At 71.6% G+C, this 20,730-nt stretch carries 23 protein-coding genes and 1 tRNA gene; 15 read left to right on the plus strand and 9 right to left on the minus strand.

Annotation, left to right across the window (positions count from 1 at the left end):
* Nucleotides 1-1,052 (minus strand): hypothetical protein (locus tag H0487_RS09445; RefSeq protein WP_183093989.1); only part of this gene is annotated, 1,052 nt, incomplete at its 3' end.
* A gap of 87 nt (nucleotides 1,053-1,139) precedes the next feature.
* Between H0487_RS09445 and H0487_RS09450 the strand changes: the two genes are divergently transcribed.
* The 3 genes from H0487_RS09450 to H0487_RS23840 all read left to right on the plus strand — a co-directional run bounded on the left by H0487_RS09450 (nucleotide 1,140) and on the right by H0487_RS23840 (nucleotide 2,748).
* Nucleotides 1,140-1,670 (plus strand): pilus assembly protein HicB, encoded by a 531-nt coding sequence (locus H0487_RS09450; protein WP_246383253.1) that lies wholly within the window; start codon nucleotides 1,140-1,142, stop codon nucleotides 1,668-1,670.
* A gap of 41 nt (nucleotides 1,671-1,711) precedes the next feature.
* The gene (locus H0487_RS09455; protein ID WP_183093990.1) at nucleotides 1,712-2,530 is read left to right on the plus strand and encodes a DUF4097 family beta strand repeat-containing protein; all 819 of its coding nucleotides are present in this window, start codon (nucleotides 1,712-1,714) and stop codon (nucleotides 2,528-2,530) included.
* Between the two features lie 83 nt (nucleotides 2,531-2,613).
* Complete coding sequence (locus H0487_RS23840; protein ID WP_281370656.1) at nucleotides 2,614-2,748, plus strand: hypothetical protein; 135 nt, start codon at nucleotides 2,614-2,616, stop codon at nucleotides 2,746-2,748.
* Nucleotides 2,749-2,756: 8 nt separating this feature from the next.
* Here H0487_RS23840 and H0487_RS09460 read toward each other — a convergent pair whose 3' ends face one another.
* Nucleotides 2,757-3,587, minus strand: coding sequence for an SGNH/GDSL hydrolase family protein (locus H0487_RS09460; RefSeq protein WP_183093991.1), 831 nt, complete (start codon nucleotides 3,585-3,587; stop codon nucleotides 2,757-2,759).
* A gap of 118 nt (nucleotides 3,588-3,705) precedes the next feature.
* Here H0487_RS09460 and H0487_RS09465 point away from each other — a divergent pair, with 118 nt between their 5' ends.
* Together H0487_RS09465 and H0487_RS09470 are read left to right on the plus strand one after the other, a co-directional pair.
* Nucleotides 3,706-4,908: a PucR family transcriptional regulator gene (locus H0487_RS09465; protein ID WP_183093992.1), complete on the plus strand. Its 1,203-nt coding sequence runs from the start codon at nucleotides 3,706-3,708 to the stop codon at nucleotides 4,906-4,908.
* Nucleotides 4,909-4,992: 84 nt separating this feature from the next.
* On the plus strand, nucleotides 4,993-6,918 hold the full coding sequence (locus tag H0487_RS09470) for a CocE/NonD family hydrolase (RefSeq protein ID WP_183093993.1): 1,926 nt from the start codon (nucleotides 4,993-4,995) through the stop codon (nucleotides 6,916-6,918).
* A 77-nt stretch (nucleotides 6,919-6,995) separates the two neighbouring features.
* Here H0487_RS09470 and H0487_RS09475 read toward each other — a convergent pair whose 3' ends face one another.
* Nucleotides 6,996-7,964, minus strand: a complete 969-nt coding sequence (locus H0487_RS09475; RefSeq protein WP_246383255.1) for a siderophore-interacting protein — start codon at nucleotides 7,962-7,964, stop codon at nucleotides 6,996-6,998.
* Nucleotides 7,965-8,019: 55 nt separating this feature from the next.
* On the minus strand, nucleotides 8,020-8,595 hold the full coding sequence (dcd, locus tag H0487_RS09480; RefSeq protein ID WP_183093994.1) for a dCTP deaminase: 576 nt from the start codon (nucleotides 8,593-8,595) through the stop codon (nucleotides 8,020-8,022).
* Between the two features lie 82 nt (nucleotides 8,596-8,677).
* Here dcd and H0487_RS09485 point away from each other — a divergent pair, with 82 nt between their 5' ends.
* From H0487_RS09485 to H0487_RS09500, 4 genes are all read left to right on the plus strand, one after another.
* A complete protein-coding gene (locus H0487_RS09485; RefSeq protein ID WP_183093995.1) occupies nucleotides 8,678-9,439 on the plus strand; it encodes an SGNH/GDSL hydrolase family protein in 762 nt (253 codons plus the stop codon).
* Nucleotides 9,440-9,451: 12 nt separating this feature from the next.
* A complete protein-coding gene (locus tag H0487_RS09490) occupies nucleotides 9,452-10,999 on the plus strand; it encodes a hypothetical protein (protein ID WP_183093996.1) in 1,548 nt (515 codons plus the stop codon).
* A gap of 42 nt (nucleotides 11,000-11,041) precedes the next feature.
* A tRNA-Gly gene (locus tag H0487_RS09495) sits at nucleotides 11,042-11,117 on the plus strand.
* Entirely contained in the window at nucleotides 11,117-11,980 is an 864-nt protein-coding gene (locus H0487_RS09500; RefSeq protein WP_183093997.1) for an NAD-dependent epimerase/dehydratase family protein, read from the plus strand. The genes H0487_RS09495 and H0487_RS09500 overlap by 1 nt, the downstream gene beginning before the upstream one ends.
* A 27-nt stretch (nucleotides 11,981-12,007) precedes the next feature.
* Here the strand turns inward: H0487_RS09500 and H0487_RS09505 are convergent, their stop codons facing one another.
* Both H0487_RS09505 and H0487_RS09510 read right to left on the minus strand, forming a co-directional pair.
* Entirely contained in the window at nucleotides 12,008-12,424 is a 417-nt protein-coding gene (locus tag H0487_RS09505; protein ID WP_220793246.1) for a type II toxin-antitoxin system VapC family toxin, read from the minus strand.
* Nucleotides 12,421-12,654 (minus strand): type II toxin-antitoxin system Phd/YefM family antitoxin, encoded by a 234-nt coding sequence (locus H0487_RS09510; protein ID WP_183093998.1) that lies wholly within the window; start codon nucleotides 12,652-12,654, stop codon nucleotides 12,421-12,423. Before H0487_RS09510 ends, H0487_RS09505 begins: the two co-directional genes overlap by 4 nt.
* Nucleotides 12,655-12,739: 85 nt before the next feature.
* Here H0487_RS09510 and H0487_RS09515 point away from each other — a divergent pair, with 85 nt between their 5' ends.
* Nucleotides 12,740-13,369 (plus strand): DUF2461 domain-containing protein, encoded by a 630-nt coding sequence (locus H0487_RS09515; protein ID WP_183093999.1) that lies wholly within the window; start codon nucleotides 12,740-12,742, stop codon nucleotides 13,367-13,369.
* 36 nt (nucleotides 13,370-13,405) lie between these two features.
* Here the strand turns inward: H0487_RS09515 and H0487_RS09520 are convergent, their stop codons facing one another.
* Entirely contained in the window at nucleotides 13,406-13,858 is a 453-nt protein-coding gene (locus tag H0487_RS09520) for a nuclear transport factor 2 family protein (RefSeq protein WP_183094000.1), read from the minus strand.
* 118 nt (nucleotides 13,859-13,976) lie between these two features.
* Here H0487_RS09520 and H0487_RS09525 point away from each other — a divergent pair, with 118 nt between their 5' ends.
* A complete protein-coding gene (locus H0487_RS09525; protein WP_183094001.1) occupies nucleotides 13,977-14,663 on the plus strand; it encodes a hypothetical protein in 687 nt (228 codons plus the stop codon).
* A gap of 38 nt (nucleotides 14,664-14,701) precedes the next feature.
* Here H0487_RS09525 and H0487_RS09530 read toward each other — a convergent pair whose 3' ends face one another.
* A complete protein-coding gene (locus tag H0487_RS09530) occupies nucleotides 14,702-15,160 on the minus strand; it encodes an RrF2 family transcriptional regulator (protein ID WP_183094002.1) in 459 nt (152 codons plus the stop codon).
* A 154-nt stretch (nucleotides 15,161-15,314) separates the two neighbouring features.
* Between H0487_RS09530 and H0487_RS09535 the strand changes: the two genes are divergently transcribed.
* Nucleotides 15,315-17,186 (plus strand): acyl-CoA dehydrogenase, encoded by a 1,872-nt coding sequence (locus H0487_RS09535; protein WP_183094003.1) that lies wholly within the window; start codon nucleotides 15,315-15,317, stop codon nucleotides 17,184-17,186.
* 117 nt (nucleotides 17,187-17,303) lie between these two features.
* Here the strand turns inward: H0487_RS09535 and H0487_RS09540 are convergent, their stop codons facing one another.
* Nucleotides 17,304-18,218 (minus strand): LysR family transcriptional regulator ArgP, encoded by a 915-nt coding sequence (locus tag H0487_RS09540; RefSeq protein WP_183094004.1) that lies wholly within the window; start codon nucleotides 18,216-18,218, stop codon nucleotides 17,304-17,306.
* 69 nt (nucleotides 18,219-18,287) lie between these two features.
* Here H0487_RS09540 and H0487_RS09545 point away from each other — a divergent pair, with 69 nt between their 5' ends.
* From H0487_RS09545 to H0487_RS09555, 3 genes are all read left to right on the plus strand, one after another.
* Nucleotides 18,288-18,890, plus strand: a complete 603-nt coding sequence (locus H0487_RS09545; protein WP_183094005.1) for a LysE/ArgO family amino acid transporter — start codon at nucleotides 18,288-18,290, stop codon at nucleotides 18,888-18,890.
* Nucleotides 18,891-18,904: 14 nt separating this feature from the next.
* Nucleotides 18,905-19,948 carry a family 43 glycosylhydrolase gene (locus H0487_RS09550; RefSeq protein ID WP_183094006.1) on the plus strand — a complete coding sequence of 348 codons (1,044 nt, stop codon included), beginning with the start codon at nucleotides 18,905-18,907 and terminating at the stop codon, nucleotides 19,946-19,948.
* A gap of 106 nt (nucleotides 19,949-20,054) precedes the next feature.
* The gene (locus H0487_RS09555; RefSeq protein ID WP_183094007.1) at nucleotides 20,055-20,705 is read left to right on the plus strand and encodes a hypothetical protein; all 651 of its coding nucleotides are present in this window, start codon (nucleotides 20,055-20,057) and stop codon (nucleotides 20,703-20,705) included.
* The last annotated feature ends 25 nt before the right edge of the window (nucleotides 20,706-20,730 follow it).

Below are 20,730 nucleotides of genomic sequence, written 5' to 3' on the forward strand. Positions count from 1 at the left end.
GCCCCGCCGGCCCCGACGCCCGACACGTAGCCGATGATCTGGTCGCCGTCGGTGGCGCTCCAGTCGTCGCGGACCTGCTCGTCGAGGTAGGGCACGATCGGTTCGGGCAGGGGCGTGAAGTGGAGCCCGTCGCGGGACGTCTGGAGCACGATCCCGCCGCTCGGGGCGTTCTGGCGCACCAGCACCACCTCGCCGGTCGGCGCGTGGGCGCTCGCCGACGAGGCCGGGACGGTGGTGTCGAGGGCTGCCGCCGGCCCGCCGAGGGCGTCGCCGGTCCAGCCGTCGCCGGTCCAGCTCCGCCACGAGCCCGGCACACCGCCGGACGTCACCGGCGCCCGCGCGACGCTGGTGACGGTCGAGAGGTCCGGCAGCACGTTGAGGTAGTACATCCAGAGGAACCGGCCGCGGCGCAGCACGCTCGGCGCTCCGCGCCCGGTGTGGTGGCCGGCGGCGCTCCCGGTGGGGCTGGTGACGACCTGGTTGTCCGGGTGGCGCGGCTTGGTGAACGTCAGCCCGCCGTCGCGCGACTCGGCGTAGGCGATCGACTTGTGGGTCTCGTTGGCGAGGTAGGCGCAGTCGTCCTCCGCGTGGTACCAGGCGCGAAGCAGGTCCGGGTCCCGTTCGTCCGGGACGACCGCGTCGAGCCACGCGCCGCACCAGTCGAAGTCGCTGGGCCGGTCGCCGCGCCGGACGACGACCCGGTCGGTGGGCGCGAGGTCGGCAGCACTGGTGCCTTCGAGCAGCACGGAGTCGACGTTGCCGACGTAGCCGCGGACGATCCCATCGACGGTGATCGCGTTGAGCGGCGAGTCGACCGAGGTGCTCGGGCCCATGACCAGCTCGGGTGGTCCGACGCGCAGCTGGGCGTCCGCCAGCGGGTATGCCGCATCCGGCTCGGTCTGCCCCGGCGACGACGGTGACGACGGCGCGGACGCGCCGCTCCAGGGGGACCCCGCGTCGTCGTCCGGCTCGTCCGGCGGGTCGTCGACACAACCGGCCAGCCCAGCGCACAGGGCCAGTCCGGCGACGGCAGCCCGAGTCAACCGCAGCACTCTGAGACCCTACGTCCCGCCGCATGATGGCGGACTGACGTCAGATTGGTGTTGACATGACGTCATAGTGACGTCATAGTGGTGCACATGGACATCACTCCCTTCGTCGAGAACCTCCGCCGCGACCTCCTGGCCGCCGCGGAGAGTGCGGGGGAGGAGGCGCGGCGGACCGCCGAGCGGCTCGGCTACGCGCTCGACCCGTCCGCCCGGCTCGCGCTGATGGAGGCCATCAGCCAGGCGGCGGCCGAGATCACCGCCGCGATGCCGTCGGGTGGGGTCGACGTCCGGCTCGACGGCCGCGACCTCGACTTCGTGGTCCACGCACCACAGGCCGCGCCCCCCGCGCCGCCGCCCCCGCCGGCCCCGCCGGCCGCGGGAGACGTCGTCGAGGAGGGTCTGGCCCGGATCACGGTCCGGATGCCCGAGTCGGTCAAGAACAGGGCCGACGACCTGGCCGCCGCGGCCGGCCAGTCCCTCAACACCTGGCTGGTCAACCTGGTCCGCTCGGCGACGAGCGACCGCGCGATCCACGTCGACGTCGACCTGTCCAACGTCCCGTTCGGCGGCGACTTCCCGTTCGGCAAGCGCGGCAACCGCCGCGTCACCGGCTGGCTCTGAGCCGTCCCGTCCCCCGCATCCCCGTCCCCAGGAGCATCCCCATGCCTGACTACACCTTCGAGACCCCCGAGCCGATCCAGCTGTACGTCGAGAACGGCAGCGGCCGGGTCGACCTCACCGCCGCCGACGTCCGCCGGACGGAGGTCCGGGTCGAGGGCAAGCGCGCCGACGAGGTGCAGGTCGTCCACGAGCCCGGCCGGGTGAGTGTCGTCGCCCCCAAGAACCGCGGGATCTTCGGCGACCACGAGCTCATCATCGACGTCACGCTGCCCGCGGACAGCCGGGTTGACGTCCGCAGCGGCAGCGCCGACGTCCGCGCCACCGGTCAGGTGGCGACGGCGGCGGTGAAGTCCGGCTCCGGCGACGTGAGCCTCGAGCGGATCACCGGCGTGAGCACGATCGACACCGGGTCCGGTGACGTCGCGCTGACCGAGGTCGGCGGCGAGCTCCGGGTCCGGAGCGGGTCCGGTGACGTCACCGCCGACCACCTCGCGGCCGCCACCACGATCTCGACCGGCTCCGGCGACATCCGGGTCGAGCAGACCGACGGGCCGGTGGTCGTCAAGACCGGGTCCGGCGACCTCGAGATCACCCGAGCCGGCACCGACGTCTCCATGGTCACCGGCTCCGGCGACACCCACATCCGCTCGGTGGCGCGCGGCCGGGTGACCAGCAAGGGCGCCTCCGGCGACGTCCGGATCGGCGTCCCCGTCGGGACTCCGGTGTGGACCGACATCACCACCGTCACCGGCATCGTCCGGTCCGGGCTGGAGGGCGTCGGCGAGCCGGAGCCGGGGGCCGACTTCGTCGAGGTCCGCGCGACCACCGTCTCCGGCGACGTGCACCTGGTACCCGCCTGATCCCGTTCCCGTGCGCCCGCCACTGTCGGTGGCTGGTGCTTGAGTCAGAGCAGTCGACCACGAGCAGCGAGAGGAGGATGACCATGATCGAGCAGACGTCCGAGCTCCGTGTCCGTCAGGAGATCGCCGACCGCATCGCCCGTGCCGACCGTCGCCGGGTCGCCGCCCGGCTCCGGTCCACGCGCCGCGCCCGCCGCTCCGGCCTCGACTCCGTCTGACCTGGCGGTCAGTCGATCGCGGCGGCGACGATCGCGCCGCCGTGCTCCATCCCCGCCCGGTTGGGGTGGTACGGCGCCGCGTCGCTGGTCGGGATCATGCCCTCGACCCACTTCTGAGCGATCGGCGCGCACACGCCGTGGTCCTTGCTCGGCCCGGCCAGGTCGACGTACGTCGCCCCGTGGGTGGCGGCGACGCTCGCGAGCTTCGCGTTGAGGCGGTTGAAGATGCTCTGGATCCAGACCGCGTCGACCGACCACACCGGGTCGACCGGGTAGCAGCCCGTCTTGCCCCAGTACTGGAAGTAGCCGACGAGGAACACCCGCGCACCCGCTGCCTTCTGGTGGACGGCCTCCACCGCCGCGGCGACCCGGTCGCCCACGCCCACGAGCTGGGCGTCGTAGGTGTCGGCGTGCCAGGACTTGCAGGAGACCCCGAAGGGTGCCGGGAGCGGGTTGAAGCAGCTCGGTACGAGCGTGCCGAGGTTCAGGTCGTTGGCCCCGATCGTGATGGTGACGATGTCGGTGTCGGGCTGGACCGCGTCCAGCTGCGGCGCGATGTAGCCGAACCGTTTCCCGGTCAGGTCGCTCGTGGTCGCCCCGGAGCAGGTGACGTCGGTGAGGGTCGCGCCGAGCTCAGTCGCGGCCTGGCTCGGCCAGTTGTCGTCGGACCGCAGGCAGTCCCAGCTGTTCTGGGTGAAGATCAGCGGGCCGGCGGCCTGGGAGTCGCCGATGGCCACCATCGTCAGCGGGTCCTCCTCGGCGTGAGCCGTGGGGACGACCGACAGCAACGCTGCCGTCGCCGCGATCGTCGCTCCGACATGCCACCGTGCGTGCTTCATCTGGTCCTCCTGGATCTTCCCGGTCAAGGGAAGGATGCAGCACAATCGGGTTGGCTGATCCTGGGAACTCCGGGGCGATAGGGGGCTGGTTGTTGTGATCGATCACAAAAATGCCGGGGTGGACGCCGTGGTGATCGCCGGGCAGACCGTCGCGGACTTCCTCCGCGAGCACCACCGCGACCTCCTCGGCGCCGTCACCGAGACGCTGGTGCGCGAGGTGCCCGTCTATGCGGCCTTGCCGCGTGAGCTCATCGACGGCGACGTCCGGCGGGTGATCGACCGGACGCTGGACCTGTTCGTCCGCGCCCTCGGGTCCGAGGGCCGGGTGCCCGAGGACGACCTCGCGGAACTGACCGACTCCGCGGTCCGGCGGGCGGAGGAGGGCGTCCCGATGGACGCCGTGCTCGCGGCCTACTTCAGGGGGTCCCGGGTCGCGACCGAGGCGGTCGTCGGCACGGCCGGGCCGGCCGACCTCGGCAGCGTCCAGCGGGTCGTCGTCATCCAGCTGACCTTCCTCCAGGACGTGTGCGCCGCCGTTGCCGCCGGCTATGCCCGGCACGGGCGCACCGTGCAGGCCGAGCAGGCCAGTGCGCGGCACGCCCTGGTGGACGTGCTGCTCGCCGGCGGCGACCCGCGAGCGGCGGCCGGGCCGGCCGACGTCCGGCTCCCCGAGCGCTACCTGGTGTGCTCGCTGCTCGTCGGGCCGCACCCCGACGAGGCCGACCCGTCGGTCAACCGGCAGGTCGCCGAGCGGCGCAAGCTGCGGCGCGTCCGGGAGGAGCTGGAACGGCACTACGCCGAGCCGGTGCTGTGGCGACCCCAGTCCGACGGAGCGTTGGCGCTGGTGCCGTCCAGCGACGTCGTGCGGTTGGGGCAGGTCGTCCGGGAGGTCGAGCGCGCGGCGGGCACGAGCGTCCACGTCGGGGCCGTGACCGCGCCGCCCGAGGAGGTCGCGACGGCAGCCGAGGTCGCCGTGGGCGTGGCGGAGGTCGCCCGGCTCACGGGTCGTGCTGGCGGCGCCCACACGCTCGCCGACGTCGCTCTCGACTACCAGCTGCGCCAGCCCGGTCCGGCCGGGGCCGTCCTGGCCGCCCGCCTGGACCCGCTCGACGACCGCCCGGACCTCGCAGAGACGCTGCGCAGCTATGTCGCGGCCGGCCTCAGTCGCCGTCGTACGGCGGTGGCGCTCGGAGTGCACCCCAACACCGTCGACAACCGGCTGCGTCGGGTCGCGGCACTGACCGGCCTCGACCCGACCGCTCCCGCGGACGTCCCGACCCTGCGGGCCGCGCTCGTGGCAAGGTCCTCGCTGGGCCCCTGACAGGTCCGACCGTTATCAAGCCCAGATAACCGTGCGGCTGACTTGTCGTTGACCCGATGAGAAGTCTCGGGAGAGGGAGCATCCATGAACCACGCCTTGTCGCGCCGCGCCCGGCGCGCAGTCGCCGGCGCCGTCGTCGCCGGCGCCGTCGTCGCCGCGGGCCTCGTCCTGCCCACGACCGCCGTCGCCGCCGCGCAGCCACGGGTCGCCGCGCCCGCGGTGACGCCCCGGACGGCAGCAGCTGTCGTTGACAGCGCGTGGGAGGAGCGGCCCGAGCAGTACCCGGGCATGGTCAAGACGAGCGACCTCCCCATCACCATGGACGACGGCGTCGTCCTGCGTGGCGACCTCTTCCAGCCCGCCGACGACGCGGGCGAGGCGGTCGACAGGAAGTTCCCGGTGATCGTCATGATCACGGCCTACAACAAGACCGCGATGTCCAGCGGCGGGGGCGGCCTCGCCGGGGTGCCGCCGTCGTACCTGGTCCAGCGCGGCTACAACTACCTCATCGTCGACGCCCGCGGCACCGGCAGCTCCGCCGGGAGCTGGGCGGCCTTCAGCGCCCGCGAGAACAAGGACGCCGGCAAGATCGTGGGCTGGGCGCACCGCCAGGCGTGGAGCAACGGCAAGGTCGGCATGGCCGGCCCGTCCTACATGGGCATCAGCCAGCTGATGGCCGCCGGTCACCACCCGCCGGGCCTCAAGGCGATCTTCCCTCAGGTCCCTGGTGCTGACGTCTACCGCGACGTGGTCGCCTCCGGCGGCCAGCTCGACGTGGGCTTCATGCCGCTGTGGCTGGGCCTGGTCAACGGCACCGCGCTCATCCCGCCCGCCTACACGGCGAGCGACCCGCAGTCCGCGATCGGCACCCTCCTCGACCACCTCATCGGTGGCGGCTCGTTCACGATCACGCTCGCCCTCCAGGCGCTGCTCGGCCAGGACCCGATCTTCGACGGCCCGTTCTATCGCGAGCGCTCGGCCCTGACCTACCTCGACGACGAGGTGACCGTCCCGACCTTCATCATCGGCGGCCAGTTCGACCTGTTCCAACGGGGGACCCCGCTGCTCTTCGAGAAGCTCCAGCGCAACGGCGCTCCCGTGAAGATGATCGTCGGGCCCTGGGACCATCTGCAGGGTTCGTCGGGCGCGCTCGTCGGCGACGCCGGCTACGGGTCGATCCGCGAGCTCCAGCTGCGCTGGTTCGACCACTGGATCAAGGGTCGGCCGGGCCACCTCGGCGAGATCGCGCCGGTCAGCTACTACGAGCAGGGCTCGGGTCGCTGGGTGCGCAAGCAGAAGTGGGTCGCCGACGACCTCACCGCGCGGTCCTACGTGCTCTCCGGCACAGCCGCCCAGGGCGGCCGGGCGGGCGTGCTCAAGCGCACGGCCCCTGCGGCCGGTGAGTCGACCCTGCTGCCGCTCCCGGTGTCCGGGCTGTGCACCCGCTCGGCCAACCAGTGGACCGCCGGCATCCTGATGATGGTCTGGGCCGAGAACCCGTGCTTCACCGACAACAACCTCAACGACTACACGGGGCTCACCTTCGAGACCGCTCCGGTCGACAAGGCCGTCCGGTTCCAGGGGCCGATCAACGCCCACCTGTTCGTGTCGTCGCTCGGCGGCGACGGGATGCTGTCGGTGGTCGTCGAGGACGTCGCCCCCGACGGCACGGTCCACCGGATCACCGGCGGCTGGCAGGTGATCGCGCAGCGCAAGCTGATCCGTGCCCGGTCGCGCTACCTCGACGGTCAGCTGATCCAGCCGTGGCACCCCTTCACCCAGGAGTCCAAGGACCGCCTGGCGATGGGCGAGATCGCGCCGGTCGACGTCGAGATCTTCCCGACCGGCGCGGTCATCAGGCCGGGCCACCGGCTGCGCCTGACGATCCAGGGGTACGACGTCCCGCACCTGCTGGCGCCGATCCCGGACCTCCCGACCCAGGCGCTCCCGCTCACCCTCTACACGGGTCCGGAGCACCGGTCGGTCGTGACGCTGCCGGTCCGCCCGTAGCGCGTCGTACCCGCTCTACCTGTCGTGATTTCGGCGAGATGCGACAGGTAGGGCGGGTACGACGGTGCGTGGGGGCGTCACGAACGCATGGCGACGCCCTCGCGCCAGTAGCCCATGAAGGCGACCTGGCCGCGGTCGACGCCGAGCTCGTTGACGAGCCGGCGGCGCAGGCCGGTGACGACCTTGGACTCGCCGGCGATCCACGCGTAGAGACCGGCGTGGGGGGTGTCGGCCGGCACCTGGGTCGCGGCCGCGACCTCCTCGCCGGAGGAGGAGTAGACCGGGGTCTCCCACAGGTCGGGGTCGACCTCGTCGTCGCCCACGGTCGGCGCGGCGGCAGCGGCGCCGGTCAGCCAGGCGACGACGGCCGCGTGCAGGCTGGCGCCGCGCATCGCGTCGCCGCGCGGGATCCAGGTGATCTCGACGCCGTCGGGCGCGACGACGTCGCGCTGGACGTCGTCGGCGAACGGGACCTCGAGGAATGCCGCCCCCGAGGCGTCGTCGGGCAGGTCGCGCAGGATGCCGCGGATGGCCGGGACGGCGGTCTCGTCGCCGACGAGCAGCAGTCGCGACGCTGAGCCGGGCGACCACTCGATGCCACCGAACTCGTGGCCGAGCCGGGGTGCCAGGACAATGACCCGGTCCCCGACCGACGCCTGGAGCGCCCAGTCGTTGCCGGGGCCGGAGTGCTCGTCCGGGTCGTGGACCACGACGTCCACGACGATCCGGGTGTCGACGCCGGAGCCGACAAGGTCCCGGACCGTGTAGGTGCGGATCGAGCCGCGCTCGTCCTCGGGGATCGCGAGCCAGGTGTCCCACCACGACGAGTCCATGCCCGCGAACGACGGCAGCGCACCGGCCGCGTTGGGGAACACGATCTTCATCCGCTGGTCGAGCAGCGGGCCGCTGCGGCCGCACTCGGCGAGGCCGGAGCCGCCGAGCTCGAGCCGCACGTACGACGGCGACACCCGCTCGACGTGGGACACCTCGACCTCGGTGAGGACCATCGGCAGGCTGGCGACGTACGCGTTCGTGGTTGTCGTCATGTTGGTTAGGCTAACCTAACCAATCGAACGATGCCGGATCGGGTTCCGTTCGGGCCTAGATCGGTGTCCGGTGGAAGTTCTGGTAGGACCGGGACGGGGTCGGACCCCGCTGCCCCTGGTAGCGCGAGCCGTACTTCTCCGAGCCGTACGGGTGCTCGGACGGGGACGTCAGTCGGAAGAAGCAGAACTGGCCGATCTTCATGCCCGGATAGAGCTTGATCGGCAGCGTGGCGACGTTGGCGAGCTCGAGCGTGACGTGGCCCGAGAAGCCCGGGTCGACGAAGCCGGCGGTCGCGTGCGTCAGCAGGCCGAGGCGGCCCAGTGACGACTTGCCCTCGACCCGCGCCGCGATGTCGTCGGGCAGCGAGACCACCTCGTACGTCGATCCGAGGACGAACTCGCCCGGGTGCAGGATGAACGCGTCGTCGCCCTCGGGCTCGACCACGCGGGTCAGGTCCGACTGGTCCGCGGCCGGGTCGATGTGGGGGTACTTGTGGTTCTCGAAGACCCGGAAGAACCGGTCGAGCCGCACGTCGATGGACGACGGTTGCAGCATCGCCGGGTCGAAGGGATCCATGGCGATCCGTCCGGCGTCGATCTCGGCGAGGATGTCGCGGTCGCTCAGCAGCACTCCGGCACCCTACTAAGTCCGCGCGGTGCGCGGTCGACGGTCCGCGCTCACCCGTGTCGGGCGTGGGGCGCACAATGGGTGGGTGAGCTTCCACCGTTACGTCGCTCTCGGCGACTCCTTCACCGAAGGGGTCGGCGACACCGACCCGACGCGCCCCAACGGCTGCCGTGGCTGGGCCGACCGGGTCGCTGAGGTCCTTGCCGCCGGTTCACCCGACTTCGGCTACGCCAACCTCGCCATCCGCGGCCGCAAGCTGCCGACGATCATCGAGGAGCAGGTCGAGCCGGCGATCGCCCTCGCGCCCGACCTGGTCAGCATCCACGGCGGCGGCAACGACGTGCTGCGGCCCAAGGTCGACCTCGACGGCCTCGCTGCGTCGTACGACGACGCCGTCCGGCGGCTGACCGCCAGCGGGGCGCACGTCGTGATGTTCACCGTCGCCGACCCCGGCCTCAACCCGGTCATCAAGGTGATCCGCGGCCGGACGGCGATCTTCAACGAGTGGGTCCGCGAGATCGCCGACAACCACGGCGCGACCGTCATCGACCTGTGGCGGATGCGGGGCTGGACGGTCGCCGAGATCATGGACGAGGACCGGCTGCACCTCAACCCGGTCGGCCACCAGGCGATCGCGATCGCCGTCCTCGACCGGCTCGGCGTCACCCACGGGCTGCAGCCGCTCGCTCCCGCCCCGGCGCCCGTGCTCGCGCGCCGGGAGCAGCGCCAGGCCGACCTGCAGTGGGCGCGCACCCATCTCGCGCCGTGGGTCGCCCGACGGATCACCGGCCGGTCCTCCGGTGACGGCGTTACGCCGAAACGCCCCGGACTCACCCCGATCGGATAGAGGATCATCTCCGTGCGCACTCTTGTCCGGCTGCTGCCGCTCGCCCTCGCGGCGGGCCTGCTCGTGCCGGTCGGCCCTGCCGGCCAGTCGGCGTCGGCGGCGGCCCCGGGCGGCTACTGCGGCTACAGCGGGCAGGCGGGTCTCGACACCTACCGCTGGACCGGCGCGTACGACGACGAGTGGGGCGACTACCGCAACTGGACCAAGAACGGTGTCGCGCTCACCGTGGGCCAGGCGCCGCCGGGCGGCAACGGCGCCGAGCAGCCCAACGACCTGTCGGGCAACCCGACCGTCAACATCAGCCGCAACCGCGACTACGTCTGCATCCCGTCCGGATCGACCGTCCACCTCGGCGGGGACAACGAGTGGAACGCACGGATCCAAGCGCTCGACGTCGCCGGGACGCCGAGCCAGCCGACGTCGGTCCACGTCGACAGCGGCGCCAATCTCAGGGTCTTCGGGGCCCAGGCCACCCGGCCGTCGGTGCTGCGCTCCAACGTGACGCTGCTCCTCAACGGCGGCCTCGGGGGTACGGGGCGGATCGACCTCCGCGGGACGCTGCAGGCTCGCGCGACCATGTCAGGCGCCCCGGGCTTCCTCACCCGCCGCTGCTCCACCGAGGCGACCGCCTGTCAGACCGCCGCGACCGCACGCGGCCTGCTCGTCGTCGAGAACTCCGGCCGGCTCATCGTCGACGACCTGGGCGTCAACATCTCCGACTACTACCGGATCCGCGTCCACGGGCTGGTGCGGCTGAGCAACGACGGCTACCTGGCAGCCGACCACGGCACCCGGTTCGAGCTCGAGCCCAACACCGGCAGCGGCGCGGGAGTCGGGACGCTCCAGATCGCGAACGACGGCGGCTACTACGAGGGCTCCACGCCGCCCGCCGGCGACGGGCTCTCCCGCTTCGCCAACAACGGTCGGATCCTCAAGTCGGGCGGCGCCGGGACGTCGGTGATCTCGGCGGACTACAGCGCCACCGCGTCGTCCGTCGTCCGCGTCGCAGCCGGCACCGTGGTCCTGCCCGACGGCGCCGTCCGCCCGGCGTCGGTCGCCGCTGGCCGGCGCTACGGCACGGCCGCCTGCGTCTACGTCGGGAGCTACGCCTGCACAACGGTGGCCGACGCCGGCGTCGACGACCAGGCGGCCACGTTCAAGGTGCCGACCGCCGACTCCGACGGTGCGTCCGTCGCGGTCACCGAGGTGACGGGGAGCGACCCCTACCGGCCCGGCGACGCGGTCGGTGACTCGGTCAGCTTTCACGCGACCCAGCTCACCGCGACGGCGTCCGCGCCCGCGATCCTCGAGCTGCGCTACGACGAGCTGCTGCTGTCCGGTCAGACGCCGCTCACGATGATCATCGGGCGGCTCGCCTCCGGCGGGACCTCCTACGTGACCGTCCCGACCTGCCTCGGCAACGGCACCCCACCCGGCGCTGCGGTCGCCTGTGTCGACCGGCGCGGACAGGCCGGGAGCAGCCGCTGGGCGAGCGACGACCCGCAGGACCTGATCATGGTCGTGCGCACCCGGGCGACCAGCCGATGGGTCGGCCGCTGAGGATCGGGTAGCATTCCCCGCCGTACGGACCCGTCCGTGCATGCGGACGTAGCTCAGTTGGTAGAGCGTCAGCTTCCCAAGCTGAATGTCGCGAGTTCGAACCTCGTCGTCCGCTCCATGACCGTCTTGATCGCAGGCTGTGGTGACCTCGGGACCGAGGTCGGCCTCCGCCTCGCTGCCGGGGGCCACCGCGTCGTCGGGTGGCGTCGCACGCCGTCCGTGCTGCCGGGGTCGATCGAGGGCGTCGCGGCCGACCTGTCGTCCGCCGCGCTGCCGACCGTGCCTGCCGACACCGACGTGGTCGTGATCGCGGTCGCCGCGGACGGTCGCGACCAGGCGGCCTACCGGGCGGCCTACGTCGACGGCGTCGGGCGGGTGCTCGACGCGCTCGAGCGAGACGGTGCTGTGCCGCGCCGGGCGATCTTCGTGTCGTCGACCGCCGTCTACGGCGAGGCGACCGGGCCGGTCGACGAGACCTCTCCGACGGAACCGTCGCGCTTCAACGGCCGGTTGATGCTCGAGGCCGAGCAGGTCCTGCTGCAGCGTCTCGCCGCGACCGCGACGGAGCCGGTGGTGCTGCGCCTCGGCGGCATCTACGGACCCGGCCGCACCCGACTCATCGACCAGGTCCGGAGCGGGGAGGCCGTCGCCCCGGCGACCCCTCGTCGTACCAACCGGATCCACCGCGACGACGCCGCCGCCGCGATCGTCCACCTCGCCGGGCTGCCCGTCACCCCCGACCCGGTCTACCTCGGTGTCGACGACGACCCCGCCGAGCTCGCCGACGTCCTGCGCTTCCTCGCCCGCGAGCTCGACCGCCCCGAGCCGCCCGTCGCCGCGTCCGACGCGCCACGCGAGCGCGGCGCCGACCGCACCTGCAGCAACGCCCGGCTCCGCAGCACCGGCTTCACCTTCACGTACCCGACCTACGTCGAGGGCTACCGCGCCGTCCTCGCCGGGACCGGCGTACGGCACCCCTGACCGGCTGGCCTGCCCGGCGCCGGATCGTCAGTCGGTCGCTGGCGGAACGACCTCCACGCCGGCGGATCGCGCGGCTGCGGCGAGCCGGACGTCGACGGTCGCGAGGGTGGCCGCCGACCGAGCAGCGAGCCACAGGTACCACGCGTCGTACGCCGACAGGCCGTGCTTGTCGGCGAGCCAGATGAGGGCCGCGCTGTCCGGCGGGGTCGACTCGACAGTGACCGGGACCTGGTCGAGAAGGGCCAGGAACCGGTCGCGCTGGGCCGCGGTGATGCGGTCGCGGCGCTCGGCGACCATGAGGACGTTGGCGACCTCGGACCGCCACAGCGAGGGCACGACGCACCCCTCGACGCTGATCCGCTCGAGGAGGGCGTCGGTCGCCCCCGACGCCTCGTCCTCGAAGCACCACGCCATCGTCACCGAGGCGTCGACGACGAGCGTCACCGGCGCCCCTCGGCGACCATCGAGGAGATGCTGTCGTCGCCCCTCGTGACGCCGGCGCGCGCCGCACGGAACGCGTCCACCAGAGCCTCGTCGCCGCTGACGGCGGCGACCGGGACGATGCGCGCGATCGCCGCACCGTGGCGAGTGATCGTGACGACCTCGCCCTGGCCCACCTCGCGCAGCAGCTGGGGCAGTCGTGTCTTCGCCTCGTAGGCACCGACCGTGCTCATGCAATTCAGACTAGTTGCCGACCAGTCGTTCCGGCAACCGGCAGCCGTGCAGGGCGCCGCATCGTGGAGGCCTAGGGTCGGTCGCATGTCCTTCGAGGGGTTCCCGGTCGCTGCACTCGACTTCTACGACGACCTCGAGGTCGACAACACCAAGTCCTTCTGGGAGGCCAACAAGGCCGTCTACGCCGAGCAGGTGAAGGCACCGATGGTGGCGCTCACCGACGCGCTCGCCCAGGAGTTCGGAGACGCCAAGGTGTTCCGTCCCTACCGGGACGTCCGGTTCGCGAAGGACAAGACGCCCTACAAGACCCATCAGGGGGCGTTCGTCGGCGTCGCGTCGGCGACCGGCTGGTACGTCGAGGTGTCCGCGGCCGGGATCAGGGTCGGCGGTGGGACCTACGAGGCCGGCGGTGCGGGGCTCGCCGCGATCCGGGAGGGGATGGCCGCGGAGAAGTCCGGGAAGGTTCTCGAGCGGATCCTGCGCGACCTCGACCGCGGCGGCTTCGAGATCGGCGGCGAGCAGCTGAAGACGACGCCGCGCGGCTACGACAAGGACCATCCGCGGATCGAGCTGCTGCGCCACAAGACCCTGCTGGGGATGAAGAAGTACGGCTTCGAGCCGTTCGTCCACACGCCCGAGCTGCTGGACCGGGTCCGCACCGACTGGCGCAAGCTGCGCCCGTTGGTGAGCTGGATGGCCGAACAGCTCTCCTAGGAGCACAGCCGCGGTCGCCGGCAGGGCGACCCGGGGTCAGGCGCTGGTGAAGCTCGCCATCGTGCGCTCGGGCTCCCAGAAGGCCTTCATCGACTTCACGCGGCCCTCGTCGTCGACGATGTAGACCATGATCAGGTCGGTGGTGGTGTGGCTGCCGTCGGCGAAGGACGTCTTGATCCGGCCGATGTTGGCGCAGGTGTTGCTGCCGGGGTTGGCGAACGACTCGTAGATGTCGAACTCGAACGTCGCGATCGGGGCGATCGCCAGCTCCCAGAAGGCTGAGATCCCGGCGTGGCCGTGGTGGCCCTTGCCCTCGGGGTCGAACATCGACGGGCCGACCGGGTCCTCCAGGACCGCGTCCTCGGCATAGACGGTGAGCCACTCGGCGAGGTCGCCCTTGGCGACCGCGGAGTAGGAGCGCTGCGACGCCGACCGCGCGGGGTGCGGGTCGTTGGGCGCGGTCCACTTGATGGCGTCGGAGGTGATCATGGCGCGATCGTACGACGAAAAGTGGAACACGTTCTAGTGACCACGGTTACAGGTGGCGCTCGCCCCCGGTTCGGCCTCTGTTCACCGGCTGGTCAGGTGGCACTCCCACCCTGCTGTCATGGCCAAGAAGCGAAAGGTGTTCCTCCACGTCGGGCTGCCCGGCGCCGGGGACGTCATCGAGGTGGCACTCGTCCACCACCGCGCCGCGCTCCTCGAGCTCGGGATCGAGGTCCCGACCCGGTCGGCCGAGGAGAGCTTCCTCGGTGCGATCGAGATGCTGCGGGAGCACAAGGCGTGGGGCTACACGCGCAAGGAGGTCGAGGGCCAGTGGGCCGCGATCTGCCGCCGCGTCCTCAAGGGCACCCAGACCACGGCGCTCAGCCTGCCGCTCGTCGCCACTGCGAGCCAGGCCGAGATCGACCTGCTCCTCGACACGCTGCCCGGTCTCCAGGTCAACGTCGTCGTGACGGCCGGCCCGGACGACGACCTCGAGTCCGTCGTCGCGCACTGGGGCCGCGCGGTCCGCAAGCCCGAGCACCTGCACGTGCTCCGGCTCGACGACCCGTCGCCGGAGAAGGCGTGGAAGGCCTTCGGCCGGACCGCCGGCTTCGGTACCGCGTCCCTCCGCCTCGACGACGTACCGGCGCCGGTCACGGCGCGACCGGTCTCCTCGCTCGACGAGGCGCGCCGCGCGATCGAGCGGCTCGAACGCCGCAACCAGAGCCTCGAGCGCTGGCGCGACGAGAGCGAGAAGAAGCGCAAGAAGCTGAAGCGGCGGCTCCGCTCGTCCGACGACGCGGCCTGACCGTCACCGCCCCGCGGGAGGCGGGAGGTCGAGAGCCCTCAGTGGGCCTTCCAGGCGTCCTCGTCGGCCGTGCGCTTGCTCACAGCCGGAGGCAGCGCGCCGTCGGCGAGAGCCTGGATCGAGACCTCCTCGAAGACCTCGCGCAGCGAGCTCCGGGCAGCGATCCAGACGTGCTGGAGCACGTCGGCCTTATCGTTGTAGCTGACCGCCTCGGGGCGCAGCCCGTAGACCGAGACCAGCGGGCCGTCGACGGCCCGGATGACGTCGGCGACGGAGACCTCCGCAGCCGGGCGACCCATGCGCCATCCGCCTGACTGGCCCCGCTGGGACATCACGACACCGGCGCGCCGCAGGTCGGCCAGGATCGCCTGGAGGAAGCCGTGGGGGATCTCCTGGAGGCGACCGAGCTCCTCGGCGCTGACGGCCTTGCCGTCCTCGCGCCCCGCCATCTCGATCAGGGCGCGCAGCGCGTAGTCGGACTTGGCGGAAACTCGCATGGATGCATTGTTTCAGATATCTCGGTCGTTTCACTTCACATCACGCCGTGCTTGCAGCAAGCAAGCACCGCACGTATGATTAAGTTACTGGCGAGTAGAACCGATGAGTAGGTTCGAAAGCGTCACCTGATATCAGCGAAGAAACGGTGGGACTGTGAGCCACTACAAGAGCAACCTGCGTGACATCCACTTCAACCTGTTCGAGCTGCTCGGGCGCCAAGAGGTCCTGGGCGCCGGCAAGTTCGAGGAGATGGACGTCGACACCGCCAAGGAGATCCTGGCCGAGGTCGACCGGATCAGCCGCGAGGACCTCGCTGCGTCCTTCGAGGACGGCGACCGCAACCCGCCGGTGTTCGACCCCAAGACCAACACCGCGCCGGTTCCCGCTTCCTTCAAGAAGAGCTACGACACCTGGATGGAGTCGGGCTTCTGGAGCCTCGGCCTCCCGGCCGAGATCGGCGGCACTGAGGCGCCGTCGTCGCTCGTCTGGGCGACCGCCGAGCTGATCCTGGGCGCCAACACCCCGATCTGGATGTACGGCGCCGGCCCGTTCTTCGGCAAGGTCGTCTACGACAACGGCACCGACCGCGACAAGCGGATCGCCGAGATCATGGTCGAGCGTCAGTGGGGCGCCACCATGGTGCTGACCGAGCCCGACGCGGGCTCGGACGTGGGCGCTGGTACGTCGTACGCGACCCCCAACGAGGACGGCTCCTGGAACATCGCCGGCGTGAAGCGCTTCATCACCAGCGCCGAGTCGGACCTCCAGGAGAACATCATGCACCTGGTCCTCGCCCGCCCGCGTGGCGTCGAGGGCATCGGTGGCCCGGGCACGAAGGGCCTCTCGCTCTTCCTCGTCCCGAAGTACCACTTCGACCACGAGACCGGTGAGCTCACCGGCGCCCGCAACGGCGCCTACGTCACCAACGTCGAGCACAAGATGGGCATCAAGGTCTCCAACACCTGCGAGGTCACCTTCGGCGACCCGCAGATCGGCGGCGGCGAGCCGGCCCAGGGCTGGCTGCTCGGCGAGGTCCACGACGGCATCGCCCAGATGTTCGACGTCATCGAGAACGCCCGGATGATGGTCGGCACCAAGGCCATCTCGACCCTGTCGACCGGCTACCTCAACGCGCTCGAGTACGCCAAGGAGCGCGTCCAGGGCCCCGACCTCACCCAGGCCGCGGACAAGACCGCGCCCAAGGTGACGATCACCCACCACCCCGACGTGCGCCGGTCGCTGATGACCCAGAAGGCGTACGCCGAGGGCATGCGCTCGCTGGTGCTCTACACCGCCGCGACGCAGGACCGCGTCCAGGTGGCGGAGAAGGGCTCGGAGGAGTACAAGTCCGCGGCTGCGCTCAACGACCTGCTGCTCCCGATCGTGAAGGGCTACGGCTCGGAGCGCTCGTGGACGCTGCTCGGCACCGAGTCGCTGCAGACCCTGGGTGGCTCCGGCTTCCTCCAGGAGTACCCGATCGAGCAGTACGTCCGTGACGCCAAGATCGACACCCTCTACGAGGGCACCACCGCGATCCAGGGCATGGACTTCTTCTTCCGCAAGATCGTCAAGGACGGCGGCGCGGCGCTCGGCCACATCGCCAGCGAGATCAAGGGCTTCGTCGAGGACGAGTCCGCGAACCCGCAGCTCAAGAACGAGCGTCAGCTGCTCGGCAAGGCCCTCGAGGACGCCAACACCCTCGTCGGCCAGCTGGTCAACGACCTGATGAGCGCGGACGTCACCTCCGGTGGCGACCTGCGCAACATCTACAAGGTCGGCCTCAACACCTCGCGCCTGCTGATGACGCTCGGTGACGTCGTCGTCGGGTGGCTGCTGCTCCGCAGCGCCGAGGTCGCCCTGGCCGCGCTCGCTGGCGAGCCCGGCAACGACAAGTCCTTCTACGAGGGCAAGGTCGCCGCCGCACAGTTCTTCGCCGCCGAGGTGCTGCCGAAGATCAGCGCCGAGGTCGCGATCGCCCAGGCGACCGACCTGGCGATCATGGACCTGGACGAGTCCGCTTTCTGAGTTGAAAGGGCCGGGCGTGTCGCAGATCCTGCGACGCGCCCGGCCCTTCGCTTCTCTCGGGCCGGGCGCATCGCACGATGCGGGCTTCGCCCGCGGTGCGCCACGCGATCGATGCGGTCAGTGGCTGAGGTTGCCTGGTGGCTTGCGGTCCGTCCCGCGGAGGTGGGTGCGGGCGGCGGCGTGGACGGCATCGGTCAGCCGGGTGAGCGCGGGGGAGTCGAGGCGCCAGCGCTGCCAGAAGAGGGGGACGTCGACCTGTGTCGTCTCCGGTCGGCCGGGGAGCCGGACGAGCCGGCCGGCCCCGAGGTCGGGGAGGAGCTGCGGCTCCGGGACCAGGCACCAGCCGAGCCCGCGGCGGGCCGCCTCGTGGAAGTCGGTGGAGGTCGGCACCTGGTGCACCACCCGCGGGGAGACGCCGCGGGCGGCGAGGACCTCGTGCTGGAGGCCGTCCTTGTCGTTGAAGACGACGACCGGCATCCGCTCCCAGTCCATGGCGCGGCCGCGGCGCCAGCGCTCGACGAACGCGGGCGTCGCCGCGGCGCCGTACCGCAGCACGCCGAGCGTCTCCACCGCGCAGCCCTGCACCGGTGTCGGGTCGCTGGTCACGGCCGCGACGACGTCGCCACGCCGCAGCAGGCCCGCCGAGTAGGCCTGGTCCTCGACCCGAAGCCGCAGCGCCGTGTCGTCCCAGGTCCCGGCGGTCGTGAGCACGTCGCGGAACCAGGTCGCCAGCGAGTCGGCGTTGACCACCACGGTCAGCGGAACCACATGGTCCTCGGGGTCGGTCTCGAGCCGCACCTCGTCGTACAGCAGCCGGGTCTGGCGCCCGAGCCGGACGTAGGCGGCACCGGCCTCGGTCGGTCGGCACGGTGCAGTGCGGGTCACCAGCACGCGGCCGCAGAGGGACTCCAGGGCGCGCACCCGCTGGCTGATCGCGCTCGGCGTCACGTGGAGGACCCGCGCCGCCGCCTCGAACGAGCCGTGGTCGGCGATCGCGACGAGCGCCTCGAGCTGGCCCGGTTGCGGAGTCATGAAGCAACGCTAAGGGATCATGAGAAACATTCGTTGGCCTGAATCAAGATCGGCGCCTAGCGTCGTCCCGTGACCTCCGCCGCCCTCGCCGGTCTCCTGACCGGGCTCTCCCTGATCGTCGCGATCGGGGCGCAGAACGCGTTCGTCCTGCGGCAGGGCCTCGCCCGGCAGTACGTCGCTCCGGTGGTCGCGATCTGCGCGGTGTCCGACGCGGTCCTCATCGTCGTCGGGGTCAGTGGGATCGGGGCCGTCGTCGAGCACGCCGGCTGGGTGCTGGAGGTCGTGCGCTGGCTGGGCGTCGCGTTCCTCGTCGGCTACGGCGTGCTCTCGCTCGCGCGTGCGCGTCGCGCGGAGAGCCTGGAGGCCGCACGCGCCGGCGCCCCCTCGCGGCGGGCCGCGGTCGGTCGGGCCGCCGCCCTCACCTACCTCAACCCCCACGTCTACCTCGACACCGTGCTGCTGCTCGGTTCGGTCGCCAACCAGCACGGATCGGGCGACCGCTGGTGGTTCGCCCTCGGGGCTGCGGTCGGCAGCGTGCTGTGGTTCACCGGGATCGGTTACGGGGCCGGCTCCTTCCAGCGCGTCCTCGCGACGCCGCGCGCCTGGCAGGTGCTCGACGTGGTCATCGGACTGACGATGTGGGCGATCGCCCTCTCGCTCGCGGTCTCCTGATCTAGATTCCGGGGGTGCTGCGCCGACTCCACCTCGCTGTGACCGCCGTCGCCGCCGTCGCCTTCCTCGCGACCGGCGCGACGACGCTGCCGGCCGCGGCGCAGCCCTACCCGGAGCCGATCCTGACCTCCGAGCGCTCCGGCGACCCGAGCGTGGTCGAGACCCTCAACGGCAAGGTCCTCGTCACCACCGGCCCGCTGGTGCGCCGCGCCCGCTGGGACCCGGGCGAGGGCTGGCGCTGGATCCGGCCGGCGCTGGGCCGACTGCCCCGGTGGGCGAAGGACGAGGACGTGTGGGCGGCGGACCTCGAGAAGTTCGGCGACCAGTGGGTGCTCTACTACGCCGCCGCGGTCCGCGGCCTGGGTAAGGGCCGCCGCTGCATCGGGACGGCGATCGCGGACACGGCGTACGACGTGTTCCGGCCGGTCCACGCCCGCCCGCTCGTCTGCCACCGGCGCGCCGACACCCCGACCGCGCACGACACGGTCCCGGACATCCCGGGCCTGCCGCGGCGCGGCGTCATCGACCCGTCGGTCTTCCGGGACGACGACGGGACGCCGTACCTCCTCTACAAGACCGACGGCCAGCCCTCCTCGATCCGGGTCCTGCCGCTCGGGCCCGACGGCCTCGTGCCGGCGGAGGAGGCCGTCAGCAGCGAGCTGGTCCGCGCGAGCTGGATCATGGAGAACCCCGTGGTGCTGCGCCGCGGTGGCTTCTTCCACCTCTTCACCTCCGAGGACATCTGGTCGCGGTGCAGCTATCGAACCGTCTGGCGTCGGTCGACGGACCTGCTGACCTGGCCGACCCGCCCCCGCCGGGTGCTGCTCAATCGGGCCTCCACGGGCGGTCTGTGCGGGCCGGGGGGCGCGGACGTCCTCGTGGTCGACGACCAGCCGTTGATGTACTTCCACGGGTGGGTGCTCGACCACGACCTCGCGCCGCCGGAGCCGCCGTTCGTCGCTGGACCCCCGGGTCGTCCGTCCCACCGGGTCCTCTACGGCGCCCGGCTGCGGTTCGTCGACGACGTGCCGCAGGTGGCCCGCTACCTGACCCACTGAGCCGACGGCGCGGCCTCCTCCAGATGGAGGATGCGGATCGGCCCACCGCCCGCGACAATGACGAGGGAGGCGGGATCCGCCCGCTCCGGGGGAAGGCGAAGCAGGGATGAAGACCGAAGGACTCTCCGGCAAGCTCGCGCTCGCGTTGTCCGGCCTGGCGGTCGTCCTCGCTGCCGGCGGGACGGCGGTCGCAGTCACCAGCTCGACGAGCATCGAGGACCCCGACATCGCCGGGCGCTACGCACGCGTCGACGTGGCCGGTCGGCTCAACACCGTCAACGCGACGAGCAGGCTGCACTACAGCCAGATCCAGTACGCGCCGAATGCCAGGTACTGGTTCTTGACGACTCCCACCAACGCCCACCTCGCGGTGACCAACGTGTCCGTCTCTGCCGGGTCGCTCGGGAGCACGGCTGCGGACGGGACGTCGTACCGGGTCTACCTCTACCAGGCGGTCGTCCCGACCTCGGCGACCACCTGCACGCAGGCGAACTCCAGCAGCTACGTTCAGCTGCGTGGCTTCGTCGTCGGCCCGAACAAGGGCGTCGAGGCCGACTACGCGGCTCCGCTGCTGGTGCGGCCCGCGACCAACACGAAGTACTGCCTGATGATGTACACCGAGGTCGCCGGCGGCCCGAACGGGTCCTCCAACGTGGTGGTGCCGAGCCTGTCGGCCTTCGTGGCGGCGGGCGTCTACGCCGGGCCGGGCAGCAAGGTGGTGCCTTCGTCCCAACGCAAGCCCGGGACGCAGCGCTGATCCAGCCCGCACCGCCGACCGCGGT

The organism is Nocardioides stalactiti (genome assembly GCF_014180715.1).
GTDB classification, from domain to species: domain Bacteria; phylum Actinomycetota; class Actinomycetes; order Propionibacteriales; family Nocardioidaceae; genus Nocardioides; species Nocardioides stalactiti.